Genomic DNA, 11907 nt, shown 5'->3' with positions numbered 1-11907 from the left:
GGCCGTCACAGAGGCAACGTCAGAGGACCGGCAGCATCCGGTCGCGCTCGAACGCCGACACCTGGCCGCGGTACTCGTCCCACTCCGCCCGTTTGTTGCGCAGGAAGAAGTCGAAGACGTGCTCCCCCAGCGTCTCGGCGAGCAGCTCGGACTTCTCGGCGATCTCGATCGCCTCGTTGAGGCTCTTGGGCAGCGGCTCGATACCGAGGCTGGTGCGCTCGCGCTCGGTGAGCGACCAGACGTCGTCCTCGGCCTCGCGGGGCAGGTCGAGGCTCTGCTCGATGCCCTTCATGCCGGCCGCCAGGACCACCGCGAACGCCAGGTACGGGTTGCACGCCGCGTCGATGGTCCGCAGCTCGACCCGGGTCGACTGGCCCTTCAGCGGCTTGTACATCGGGACCCGGATCATCGCCGAGCGGTTGTTGTGGCCCCAGCAGACGTACGACGGTGCCTCTCCGCCGAACATCAGCCGCTTGTAGCTGTTGACCCACTGGTTGGTCACCACGCTCATCTCGGGGGCGTGGGCGAGCACGCCCGCGATGAACTGGCGGCCGGTCTTGGAGAGCTGGTACTCCGACCCGGCCTCGTAGAACGCGTTCTGGTCGCCCTCGAACAGGGACACGTGCGTGTGCATCCCCGAGCCCGGGTGCGTCGTGTAGGGCTTGGGCATGAACGTGGCCCACACGCCCTGGCTGAGCGCGACCTCGCGGATCACCGTGCGGAACGTCATCACGTTGTCGGCGGTCGACAGCGCGTCGGCGTAGCGCAGGTCGATCTCCTGCTGGCCGGGCCCGCCCTCGTGGTGGCTGAACTCGACCGAGATCCCCATCGACTCGAGCTGGGTGATCGCCTCGCGCCGGAAGTCGGCGCCCATGGACTGGGCGGTGTGGTCGAAGTAGCCGCTCCGGTCGACCGGCACCGGCTCGACGCCCAGCTCCGGGGGGTTCTTGAACAGGTAGAACTCGATCTCGGGGTGCGTGTAGAACGTGAACCCCTTCTCGGCCGCCGCGGACAGGGTGCGCTTGAGGACGAAGCGCGGGTCGGCGTAGGACGGGCTGCCGTCCGGCATCACGATGTCGCAGAACATCCGCGCGGTCGCGGGGCCCTCGCCGCGCCACGGCAGCACCTGGAACGTCGACGGGTCGGGCTTGGCGAGCATGTCGGACTCGTAGACCCGGGCGAAGCCCTCGATCGCCGAGCCGTCGAAGCCGATGCCCTCGGCGAAGGCCCCCTCGAGCTCGGCCGGCGCCACCGCGACGGACTTGAGGAACCCCAGCACGTCGGTGAACCACAGCCGCACGAACCGGACGTCCCGCTCCTCGAGTGCCCGGAGCACGAAGTCTTCCTGCTTGCCCATGCGGGCCAGCCTAGGGGTGGGGCGACGGCGGTGCGTGGGCCGCTGTCGAATCGGGTCACCGGCGTTCGTGGTACTCACATGGAGAGTGAGCTGGATACCCGCATGGAGACCATGAACGCCACCACCCGGGCCGCCCGCCGCCTCGGCCCGCTCGTGTCCGCGATCCACGAGGTGACCTACTCGCAGATCCCGCACGACGGGTTCGCGGCGCGGGGCGCCCGCAACTACTGGGACGGCTACTTCGCCGGCCGTGCGGCGCCGCTGGGGCTGGCGCCGGCCGAGGTCGTGCACGCTGCGTTCTACAACTTCGGGCCGGGCGAGGTGGCGCGGCACATCCCCTTCGTCTGGGGCCTGATGACGCCCGAGCAGGCTCTGGAGGTGCGGCTGCGCGGCAGCACCGAGGCGCTGCGGGCCGGTCTGGGTGAGCTGGCGGACTCCCCCGCCGTCCTCAGAGCCGGCGAGCTGGCCGAGCGGGCCGCCTACAGCGCGCCGACCGAGGGCCGGATGCTCTACGCCGGCCTGAGGGCGCTCCCGGCGCCCGAGGAGCCGGTCGCCCGGCTGTGGCACGCCGCGACGCTGCTGCGCGAGCACCGCGGCGACGGGCACATCGTCGCGCTCGTGGCCGACGGCATCGGCGGGCTCGAGGCGCACATGCTGCTCGCCATCCACCTCGGGATGGAGCCGGAGCGGTTCGGCCGGATCCACCACCTGCCTCCGGCCCTGCTGGCCGACGTCCTCCACGGGCTTCAGGAGCGTGGCCTCGTCGACGGCGAGAAGCGGTTCACGGCTGCCGGCCGCGCCACCAGGGACCGGATCGAGGCGCTCACGGACACGCTCGCCGCGCCGGCGTACGACGTCCTCTCCCGTGCCGAGGTGGCGGAGCTGATCGCCTGCCTCGAGCCGCTGGCCGCGGCGGTCCGGGCGGCTGATCTCTAGTCCCCTAGGAGGCCGGGACCTCGTCCAGCTCGGTGAGCCATGCCGCCGGGCTGGCGTCCGACGGCATCCGCCAGTCGCCGCGAGGTGACATCGTGCCGCCGGCGGCGACCTTGGGCCCGTTGGGCAGTGCGGAGCGCTTGAACTGGCTGGCGAAGAACCGCCGGACGAAAACCTCCAGCCAGTGACGCACCTCGCCCAGGTCGTAGGCGACGCGGCGGGACTCGGGGAACGCCGGCGGCCAGTCCCCGGCCGAGGCGTCGCGCCACGCGTGCCAGGCCAGGAAGGCGATCCGGCTGGGCCGGGCGCCGCGCCGGATGACGTGGAAGAGCGTGAAGTCCTGGAGGTTGTAGGGCCCCACCGACATCTCGGTCGACTGCGGCAGCTCGTCCTCACGGGTCGGGATCAGCTCGGGGGTGATCTCCTGCTCGACGATCTCGCGGAGCAGGTCGTTGGTCTCCTCGTCGAGCTCGCCGTTGCCCGCCTCCCAGCGGATCAGGTGCTGCACCAGCGTCTTCGGGACCCCGGCGTTGACGTTGTAGTGCGACATCTGGTCGCCGACGCCGTACGTGCACCAGCCGAGCGCCAGCTCGGAGAGGTCGCCGGTGCCGACCACGATGCCGCCGCGGTGGTTGGCCAGCCGGAACAGGTAGTCGTAGCGCAGGCCGGCCTGGACGTTCTCGAACGTGACGTCGTAGACCTCCTTGCCCTCGGCGAACGGGTGGTCGATGTCGGCCAGCATCTGCCGCGCGGAGGCGGTGATGTCGATCTCCTCGAACGTCACCCTCAGCGACTTGGCCAGCCTGGTGGCGTACGAGCGGGTCGTGTCCCCGGTCGCGAACCCGGGCATCGAGAACGCGTGGATGTCGCTGCGCGGCCGGCCCAGCCGGTCCATCGCCCGGGCGCTCACGATCAGCGCGTGCGTCGAGTCGAGCCCGCCGCTGATGCCGATGACGACCTTCGGGCTCTGCTGACCTCCTTGGGCGATGTAGGAGAGCCGCTGCTCGAGCCCGGAGACCTGGATGTTGTAGGCCTCGTAGCAGTCGAGCGCCAGCCGCTCCGGGTCGTCGGGCACGAACGGGAACCGGTCGACCTTGCGGCGCAGCCCGATGTCACCGGCGGGCGGCTGGAGCTCGAACCCGACGGTGCGGAACTCACGGACCCGGTCGTCGAAGGTGCGCCGGTTGTCGTCGAAGGTGCCCTGCCGGATCCGCTCCTGGCGGATCCGCTCGAGGTCCACGTCGGCCACGGTCATCCGCGCGCTGTCGGGGAACCGGTCGCCCTCGGCGAGCAGGTCGCCGCACTCCCAGACCATGGTCTGGCCGTCCCACGACAGGTCGGTCGTCGACTCGCCCTGGCCGGCCGCCGCGAAGACGTACGCCGCGCTGCAGCGGGCGCTCGCGCTGCGGACCAGGAGGGTGCGGTCCTCCGCACGGGCGATGGTGATCGGGCTGCCGGAGAGGTTGGCCAGCACCGTCGCGCCTGCGAGCGACGCCTCCGCGCTCGGTGGGATCGGCACCCACATGTCCTCGCAGATCTCCACGTGCAGCCTGAGGCCCGGCACGTCGGACGCGCTGAAGATCAGGTCGGGACCGAAGGGCACCTCCGCGCCGCCCAGGGTGATCGTCCGCGCGCGGTGGTCGTCTCCGGGCGCGAACCAGCGCCGCTCGTAGAACTCGCGGTAGGTCGGCAGGTAGGACTTGGGCGCGACCCCGAGGATCCGCCCGCGCTGGATGACGACCGCGCAGTTGAGCACCCGGGTCCCGAACACCAGCGGTGCCCCCACGACCAGCACCGGCCGCAGCTCCGCCGACGCGGCCACCACGTCGTCGACGGCCCGGAGCGTCGCGTCGAGCAGCGTGTCCTGGAGGAACAGGTCGTCGATCGCGTAGCCGGTCAGGCACAGCTCCGGGAACACCGCGACGGCCACGCCGTCCTCGTGGGCCTCCTTCGCCAGCGCGACGACCTGCGCGGCGTTGGCCGTCGGATCGGAGACGGTCACCGGCAGCGTGATCGCCGCGACCCGCGCGAACCCGTGCGCGTACGCCGAGTAGAAGTCCACGCTGCGAGTCTAGGCGGGGTAGAGGTCCCTCAGGCTCACGTCGTAGGAAGCCGGGTAGGAGGCCACGTGACCCAGGTTGCCGCGCAGGTGCGTGTCCCAGGTGACCAGGTGGACGGTGTCGGTGCCCGGGTCGAGCACCGAGAAGAGCACCGTGACCTTGTTCAGCCACTGGACCGGCCTGAGCTCGCCGCGCCTGACCATGCCTCGGACGTCGCCCTCGATCGGGAGGAAGGCCCGGGCACTGAGATCGCCCCGGTCCAGGACGACCAGCCCGTCGTCCCCGTCGTCGGTCACCCGGGTCACCGCGACGGCGTCCGCGAAGGCCGAGAGGTAGGTCCGCTTCCCCAGCTCGGGGGCCAGCGCGCCGTCCTGCACCGGGGTCGTGCCCTCGAACTCGGTCACCGAGATCGAGAGTGGGGGCCGCGTCACCAGGTGGCCGTCGGGGGCGACGTCGAACGCCGTGCCACCTCCCAGGAAGCCCAGGTCGCTGAGCTCGCCGGTGTCGAGGTCCACCTCGTAGGCGCCCCGGAAGGCGGCGACGACGACCTTGCTGCTGTCCTGGGTCCAGGTGATCCGCGAGTCCGCCTCGAGAACCTTCCGCGGCACGTCCACCCGGGACCAGGAGGGACAGACCTCGACGGCGTCGCACCAGTACAGGCCGCCCTCGCCGGCGACGGCGATGCGCGTCCCGTCGCGGGACAGCGCCGAGTCCCAGAGATCGCCTGCGTCGGTCGGTCGCCGCAAGCCGTACCAGGCCCGGCCGCCGTACTGGAGGAGCAGCTCGTCGTTCTCCGTGCGGGACAGGGCGAGGGGCTCGGCCCGGTCCCCGGGGGCTGAGCGCGACCCCTCCAGCGCCAGGACCGTGGGCAGCGACTCGATCGGGTAGTCCGGCAGCTGGGCCGCGGTCGCCGGGTCCCACGCCGGGTGTCTCGCGTCGGCCGGGATCGGCGGGAGTGCCGGCGCCGGCTCGTCCGGCGACGGCGTGGGCGCCGGGCCCGTGGTCGGCTGTTCCGTGGGCCGCTCGGGGTCGGGATCCGAACCCACCAGCTGCGGCACCACGACGACTCCCGCGACCGCCACCCCGGCGGCGAGACCGGCGACCAGGCCGCGGCGTCGGGTACGTCGACGGCGAGCCGCCGCCAGTGCCGTGCGCGCCAGGTCCGGGGTCTCGACCTCGTCCGTGACCAGGTCCAGGAGGGTGTGCAGGTCGGTCATCGGGACTCTCCGATCAGGTCCAGGAGCTCGGGTGCTCCCTCGCGCAGTCGCGCCAGGGCGGCGGCGTTCGTGCTCTTGACGGTGCCGACGGTGACGCCGAGCACCTCGGCGGTCTCCCGCTCGGTCAGGTCGTCGAAGTGCCGCAGCACGAGGACCGCTCGCTGCCTGGGCGCGAGGCGGGCCAGCGAACGCTGGACGACCAGGGCGGTCTCCGGGTCGGACGACGCCGACGCGACGTCGGCCCGTTCGGGTGACGGCACGTCCCGGTGCCGGCGCCACCACGAGATGTTGTCGCGGACGATGATGGTGCGGGCGTAGGCCGTCGGGTTGCCGTCGTGCAGCCGCGACCAGCGCAGCGCCACCTTGACCAGCGCCTCCTGCACCAGGTCCTGGGCCCGGTGCAGGTCACCGGTGAGCAGGTACGCCGAGCGCAGCAGCTGGCGCTGGTGGCCCGCGACCCACTCGGTGAAGCCGTTCTCGTCCATGCGCGCCCTCCGGTGCCGTCATGGTGTCAACGCGTCGGCCGCCGCGCATGGTTGTGCCGACCTCGGGCGGGCAGGATGCCGGGCACCTGCGGCGGACCGATGAGTCCGGGGACGGCGCGCGGTCTCATCCCGCATGACGCTCAGCACCACGATCAGCCCGTGCCTGTGGTTCGACGACGACCTCGAGGAGGCGGCGGAGTTCTACACGGCGATCTTCCCCAACTCCTCCATCGGTCACCTGACCCGCTACACCGACGCCGGACCGGGCGAGCCCGGCGCCGTCATGGCCGGCGAGTTCACCATCGACGGGCTGACCTTCCGCGGCATCAACGGCGGGCCCGAGCACGCGGCGTTCACCGAGTCGATCTCGTTCTCGGTCACCTGCGCCGACCAGGCGGAGGTCGACCGCTACTGGTCAGGCCTGACCGCCGACGGTGGGGAGGAGTCGGTGTGCGGCTGGCTCAAGGACCGGTTCGGTCTCTCGTGGCAGATCGTGCCGCAGCGCCTCTACGAGCTGGTGTCCGACCCTGACCCTGACCCCGCCCGCGCCCAGGCCGCCACCCGGGCGATGCTCAGCCAGCGCAAGATCGTCATCGCCGAGCTCGAGGCCGCCGCCGACTCGGCGTCGACGGAGGGCAGAATCGCGTAGGTGCCGCTCGTCGTCGCGACCGCGAACGTCCGGTTCTCGCTGCCGAGGGACGAGGCGCGCGAGGCCGTGGCGGCCGTGCTCGCCCACTCCCCCGACCTCGTCGGCCTCCAGGAGTGGCACGGCTGGTTCCCCTCCAGGTGGCGCGGGCTCCGGGACTTCGAGGACTACGCCTGGTTCACCCCCTGGCTCGGCGGCTGTGCGGTCGGTGTCCGGCGCGGCCGCTTCGAGGAACCGGCCCGGCGCGGTGCGTGGCTGAGCCGCCCGGGGCGGGCCGATCGCTCGGGCCGGTTCCTGGGTCTGGAGCCGCCCCGCCGGGCGAGTGTCGTGTCGTGCCGCGAGCTGTCCTTCGTCGTCTACCACCTCGCGTCCCAGGTCCAGGGCGACGACGACGCCTACCGCCCCGACCGGCCCCGGCTCGCGGCCCGGCACCGGCGTGAGGCCGCGGCGCTGACGTCGCTCGTCGGCGCGCTGCCGGGACCCGTCTACGCGTGCGGCGACTCGAACTTCCACGGCTTCCGGATGCCCGGGCTGGTGTCGGCCTGGGACTCGGTGGAGCGCACGTCGGGCACCCGCGGACCGCGGCGCCAGATCGACGACATCCACGGCCCGGTGGCTCCGGTCGACGTCGTGACCGTGCCGACGCCGAGCGACCACCTCGCAGTCGTCGCGACCTACCCGGATCTCGCGTGACCAACGACACGGAGGGTTACTGGCCCGTAGGTCGTTAGCCTCGATGACGGTCCGTGGACTCCACCAGGGAGCTGCGAGACCACGCACGAACGGAGCTCGACGATGAGCAGTCCCGAGGAGACCGCGCCCTACGGCAGCGGCCCGGCCGCCGCCCCCGCCCAGAAGTCCGGCACGGCGAAGGTGCGGACGCACCACCTGCGCGAGATGAAGGAGCGCGGGGAGCGGATCACCATGCTGACGGCGTACGAGCAGTACGCCGCGCAGACCTTCGACGAGGCCGGCATCGACGTGCTGCTGGTCGGCGACAGCGCCTCCAACAACGTCTACGGCAACGAGACGTCGCTGCCCGTCACCGTCGACGAGCTCCTCCCGCTCACCCGCGCGGTCAGCCGGGCCACGAAGCGCGCACTCGTCGTCGGCGACCTTCCGTTCGGCAGCTACCAGGCCAGCCCCGAGCAGGCCTACCTCACCGCCGTCCGGTTCATGAAGGAGGGCGGCGCGCACGCCGTCAAGCTCGAGGGCGGCGTCGAGATGGTGCGGCAGATCGAGCACCTGACCCGGGGCGGGATCCCCGTCATGGCACACATCGGCTTCACGCCCCAGAGCGAGCATGCTCTCGGCGGCTACCGGGTCCAGGGGCGAGGCGAGACCTCGGCGCGCGTGCTCGCCGACGCCGAGGCGGTCCAGGACGCCGGGGCGTTCGCGGTCGTCATGGAGATGGTGCCCGGCGACGTCGCCGGCGAGATCACCCGCAAGCTCCGGATCCCGACGATCGGCATCGGCGCCGGCAACGAGACCGACGGCCAGGTGCTGGTCTGGCAGGACGCCTTCGGTCTCCGGACCGGACGGATGGCGAAGTTCGTGAAGCAGTACGCCGACGTGCACGGCGTGCTCCTCGAGGCCGCCCGCACCTACGCCGACGACGTCAAGGCCGGCACCTTCCCCGGGCCCGAGCACACGTTCTAGGCACCCGGTTCCTGACGTCATCAGGATCGAGGGTCTGGACCCACGATCCTGATGACGTCCCGGTGATCCACAGATGGCCGGGGCGGCGTCCTCGTCCACAGCTCGTCACTGAATGGGTCCACACCACGTGTGTCCCGCGGATGCTGGCGTCATGGACAAGGACAGCCACGAGCCCGACCCGTGGGCGGTCGTCAGGGACCTGGCCGCCGCCCAGTCGGACGTGGTCTCCCTGCGGCAGCTCTACGCAGCGGGCCTCATCCGATGGCAGGTGGCCGCTCAGCTCAAGGCCAAGCGGTGGCAGCGGCTCGGCGACCAGTCCGTGTGCCTCCACAACGGGCCGGTCACGGACACCCAGCACCAGTGGGCGGCTGTGTTCCAGGGCGGACCTCGTGCCAAGCTCGACGGCGCCGCAGCACTCGTCGCGGGTGGGCTCGAGCGCTACACGGTCGATCGGCTCCGCGTCTCCGTGCCCCGTGGCGCGCAGGCCAGGCGGACTCCGCGCTACGACGTCCGCCAGACGCGACGCTGGGACCCGGACGATCGGGCACCGTCCGGCGTCCCCCGTGCCCGACCGGCACCGGCGGCCGTCCGCGGCGCGCTCTGGGCCGTCTCGGACAGGCAGGCGATCTACCTCCTGACCCTGACGGTGCAGCAGGGGATGGCCACCGCGGAGGAGATCGGTGCCGAGGCGTTGACCGTGAAGCGGCACGCGAGACGTCTGCTCGTGCAAGAGGTGGTGGGCGAGCTCCTGGACGGCGCCCGGTCGCTCGGCGAGATCGACGTCGCTCGGCAGCTGAGACGTCGTGGCCTGCCGCCGCCTACGCGCCAGGCGGTGCGGAAGGACAGCCGTTGCCGCTACTACCTGGACCTCTACTGGCCGGAGTGGCGGCTCGTCGTCGAGATCGACGGCATCCACCACGCGTGGGTCGACAACGTCGTGGCCGATGCGCTCCGTCAGAACTCCTTGGCCATCGCCGGGGACACCGTGCTCCGTCTCCCGCTCCTCGGGCTACGTCTTCAGCCAGACGACTTCTTCGAGCAGGTCGAGGAGGCGTTGCGGGCGAACGGCTGGACAGCCGCGGCCTGAGCCTCCGGAGCGTCATCAAGATCGTGGCTCTGGACTCACGATCCTGATGACGTCCGGCGCCCGGTCAGTAGGCGTACCCCCACGCGTCGGCGTACCCGAACTCGTAGGCCACCGGCGGGGCGTCGCCCTTGTGGGCCGCGCAGTAGAGGTCGCGGGACACGGTCGTGGTGAACGGCGGCGTGTAGGACTGCAGCAGGAGCAGGCTCTGCGCGGCGGCGTTCGCCTCGGCCTCGATCGTGGCCGCCACGACCGCCCGGGCCGCCGGGGTCGGCGCCGACACGAGCAGCTCGGCGTTGCGCCAGGCGTTCTCCCTCCACGCCGACACCATCTGGAACAGCGTCCAGTTGCCCAGCCCGAGCGGGTCGCTCGTGTCGTCGATGGTGGGGTCGAACCTGGCGGCGAACTCCGCCATCAACGGCGCGGTGGCGTCGTAGAGCCACTGCTCCACGGCGTCGTAGTCCCGCTTGTACGACGAGCCCTCCGGGGAGACCAGACCGGTCCCGGCCAGCACGAACGCGAGATCGCGGTTGATGTGGGCGTTCATCCCCAGCAACAGGTCGCCCGCGCCGGTGACCCTCTTGTCCCTGGCCGCGTCGAGGGCGATCAGCCACGACTGCGGCACCGTCGAGCGGTTGCCGCTCTTCCACCCGTGGTAGGCGTCGAAGTAGTACTTCGCGAACACGGCGTCGAGGTGGTTCACCGCCCGGACGTCCTCGTAGTAGCCGGGGATCTCGCGGGTGTGGCCGTAGAGCTGGGTCATCCGCAGGTAGGCGCGGGCGAACACCGCATCGTGGCCGCAGGCGTTCGCGGTGGAGTCGGCGATCCGGCTCATCTCGCGCAGCGTGGCCTTCAGGCAGCTGTCCCGGCCGGCGACGCAGTCGTTCTCGCTGCTGGGGACGTACTCGTCGGTCCAGCCGACCAGGTACGACGACCAGGGCACGTAGGGAAGCAGCCCGTCGGCGTGCGCCGGGCCCGTCGCCAGGACGGGCGCGAGCGAGACGGACAGCGCCGTGACGGTGGCGGCCACGACCAGCCGGGCGCGCCGGCGCAAGGACCTCGCGAGCATGAGACTCCCTCCCCAGGGTGTGCTGTGCCCGAGGCGTCGATGTTCTCGCCGGCGGCCGGCGTTCGCACCTGATCGGGCGCGATTCGGTCCGCAGGTCTAGACGCCTCGCGGCTCCCGCCCGCAGGCGCCCACACGCCGAGGTGGGCGCGCGTACCGTGTCACCCGGCTCGCACCTTCTCGGGTGCTGCGGGCACGGGGACCTTCCACAGACCACAGAGAACGCCCACCCAGTCCGAGGAAGAGCGATGACCGAGGCGCCGAGGCTCGTGCGGCCGCACCTGCTGCCCGGCGACCCCACGTCTGGCCGGCTCGACCCGCGCGTCTCGATGGTCCTCGCCGTGCTCGGCGGCCGAGCCGTCGACGACGTCGCCCAGGAGTGGGACGTCCTCCCCTCCCTGCTGCACCGGTGGGTCGGTGACTTCGTGGTCGCCGGCTCGGGCGCGATCACGAACCAGCCCGACCCGGACGCGGCCCGCCAGCGGGACCGGTTCATGGCCGCGCTCGCGCACGAGCTGCGCACCCCGATGGCCGTCGCCCGCGGGTGGGCCGAGTCGCTCGCGGAGGGTGGCCTGTCCGAGGAGAGAGCCGCGGACTCCCTCGACCGGCTGCTCGGTGCCCTGGCCCGGCTGTCCGAGCACATCGTCGACGTGGAGCTCGCCGCGTCGTCCTCCCTGGGCCTGATGCAGGTCGCTCTCGAGCCGGTGGCCGTCGCCGATCTGTGCCAGGCGCTTCCCGGCAGTCCCGCGGTACGTGAGGGCGCCCACCTCAGCGTGCACGCCGACCCCGCGCTGCTCGGCCGGGTGCTCCGCGACCTGTGGTCGACCGCCCATCGCGACCCGGCACCGGACCACGTGGCCATCGACGTCGTCGGGGCCGGTTCGTGGCACGAGATCAGGGTCGTCCGCGAGGGCAGCCCCATCAGCCCGATCATCCTGCGGGCGCTGTTCGACCCGTTCGACGCCAACGACGACACCACCGGCGTGACCGACGGGCTCTACCTGGCGCGGGCCCTCGTCGTCGCGCACGGCGGGTTCCTCGGGGCCGAGGGCGACGACCAGGACACCGTGCTGTTCGCACGGCTGCCCCGCGAGCCGGCGGCCGGTCCGGAGCCACCGGGGCTCCAGGACCCTGACGAAGGAGGAGACAGATGAAGTTCAAGCTCTCGTGCGGCGACGCCGTTCCGGGCTGTTCGGCCAGGTTCGAGGACGAAAGCCGCGACGCGATCCTCGAGCAGGTCACCCGGCACGCCCGCGAGGACCACGGTGTCACCGACGTGACGCCGGAGATGCTGGAAGCCATCGGGGCCAACATCGTCCCCGCATGAGCGGGCGATGACCGGGTTACGGTGAGGCCATGCGCCTCCTCCCCCCGGTCGTCGCCGCCGTCCTGTCCGCCTC

General features: G+C 71.9%; 12 protein-coding genes. 7 read left to right on the top strand and 5 right to left on the bottom strand.

What is annotated here, in order from left to right:
- Positions 1-19: 19 nt before the first annotated feature.
- Complete coding sequence (locus JHD21_RS02805; RefSeq protein WP_292671469.1) at positions 20-1357, bottom strand: glutamine synthetase family protein; 1338 nt, start codon at positions 1355-1357, stop codon at positions 20-22.
- A gap of 102 nt (positions 1358-1459) precedes the next feature.
- On the opposite strand from JHD21_RS02805, the gene JHD21_RS02800 reads away from it, so the two are divergent.
- The gene (locus JHD21_RS02800; RefSeq protein ID WP_292671468.1) at positions 1460-2293 is read left to right on the top strand and encodes a MarR family transcriptional regulator; all 834 of its coding nucleotides are present in this window, start codon (positions 1460-1462) and stop codon (positions 2291-2293) included.
- A 4-nt stretch (positions 2294-2297) separates the two neighbouring features.
- Here the strand turns inward: JHD21_RS02800 and JHD21_RS02795 are convergent, their stop codons facing one another.
- Genes JHD21_RS02795 through JHD21_RS02785 form a run of 3 tightly spaced genes read right to left on the bottom strand, consistent with a single transcriptional unit; the run spans position 2298 to position 6052 of the window.
- On the bottom strand, positions 2298-4352 hold the full coding sequence (locus JHD21_RS02795; RefSeq protein WP_292671467.1) for an NAD(+) synthase: 2055 nt from the start codon (positions 4350-4352) through the stop codon (positions 2298-2300).
- Between the two features lie 9 nt (positions 4353-4361).
- On the bottom strand, positions 4362-5567 hold the full coding sequence (locus JHD21_RS02790; RefSeq protein WP_292671465.1) for a hypothetical protein: 1206 nt from the start codon (positions 5565-5567) through the stop codon (positions 4362-4364).
- Complete coding sequence (locus JHD21_RS02785; RefSeq protein WP_292671463.1) at positions 5564-6052, bottom strand: SigE family RNA polymerase sigma factor; 489 nt, start codon at positions 6050-6052, stop codon at positions 5564-5566. Before JHD21_RS02785 ends, JHD21_RS02790 begins: the two co-directional genes overlap by 4 nt.
- A gap of 133 nt (positions 6053-6185) precedes the next feature.
- Here JHD21_RS02785 and JHD21_RS02780 point away from each other — a divergent pair, with 133 nt between their 5' ends.
- The 4 genes from JHD21_RS02780 (at position 6186) to JHD21_RS02765 (ending at position 9444) form a co-directional block, all read left to right on the top strand.
- On the top strand, positions 6186-6701 hold the full coding sequence (locus tag JHD21_RS02780) for a VOC family protein (RefSeq protein ID WP_292671461.1): 516 nt from the start codon (positions 6186-6188) through the stop codon (positions 6699-6701).
- On the top strand, positions 6702-7391 hold the full coding sequence (locus tag JHD21_RS02775) for an endonuclease/exonuclease/phosphatase family protein (protein ID WP_292671459.1): 690 nt from the start codon (positions 6702-6704) through the stop codon (positions 7389-7391).
- A gap of 102 nt (positions 7392-7493) precedes the next feature.
- The gene (gene panB, locus JHD21_RS02770; protein ID WP_292671457.1) at positions 7494-8357 is read left to right on the top strand and encodes a 3-methyl-2-oxobutanoate hydroxymethyltransferase; all 864 of its coding nucleotides are present in this window, start codon (positions 7494-7496) and stop codon (positions 8355-8357) included.
- 151 nt (positions 8358-8508) lie between these two features.
- Positions 8509-9444 (top strand): DUF559 domain-containing protein, encoded by a 936-nt coding sequence (locus JHD21_RS02765; protein ID WP_292671455.1) that lies wholly within the window; start codon positions 8509-8511, stop codon positions 9442-9444.
- A 64-nt stretch (positions 9445-9508) separates the two neighbouring features.
- Here JHD21_RS02765 and JHD21_RS02760 read toward each other — a convergent pair whose 3' ends face one another.
- Positions 9509-10510 carry a DUF5995 family protein gene (locus JHD21_RS02760; RefSeq protein ID WP_292671453.1) on the bottom strand — a complete coding sequence of 334 codons (1002 nt, stop codon included), beginning with the start codon at positions 10508-10510 and terminating at the stop codon, positions 9509-9511.
- Positions 10511-10755: 245 nt separating this feature from the next.
- Between JHD21_RS02760 and JHD21_RS02755 the strand changes: the two genes are divergently transcribed.
- Together JHD21_RS02755 and JHD21_RS02750 are read left to right on the top strand one after the other, a co-directional pair.
- A complete protein-coding gene (locus tag JHD21_RS02755; protein WP_292671451.1) occupies positions 10756-11661 on the top strand; it encodes a HAMP domain-containing sensor histidine kinase in 906 nt (301 codons plus the stop codon).
- Positions 11658-11834, top strand: a complete 177-nt coding sequence (locus JHD21_RS02750; RefSeq protein WP_292671450.1) for a DUF1059 domain-containing protein — start codon at positions 11658-11660, stop codon at positions 11832-11834. The genes JHD21_RS02755 and JHD21_RS02750 overlap by 4 nt, the downstream gene beginning before the upstream one ends.
- The last annotated feature ends 73 nt before the right edge of the window (positions 11835-11907 follow it).

Origin of the sequence: Nocardioides sp. (assembly GCF_016462705.1) — a bacterium.
In the GTDB taxonomy this organism is placed as follows: domain Bacteria; phylum Actinomycetota; class Actinomycetes; order Propionibacteriales; family Nocardioidaceae; genus Nocardioides.
The sequence above is the reverse complement of the archived record's forward strand: the minus strand, read 5'-3'. Positions and strand labels throughout refer to the sequence as shown.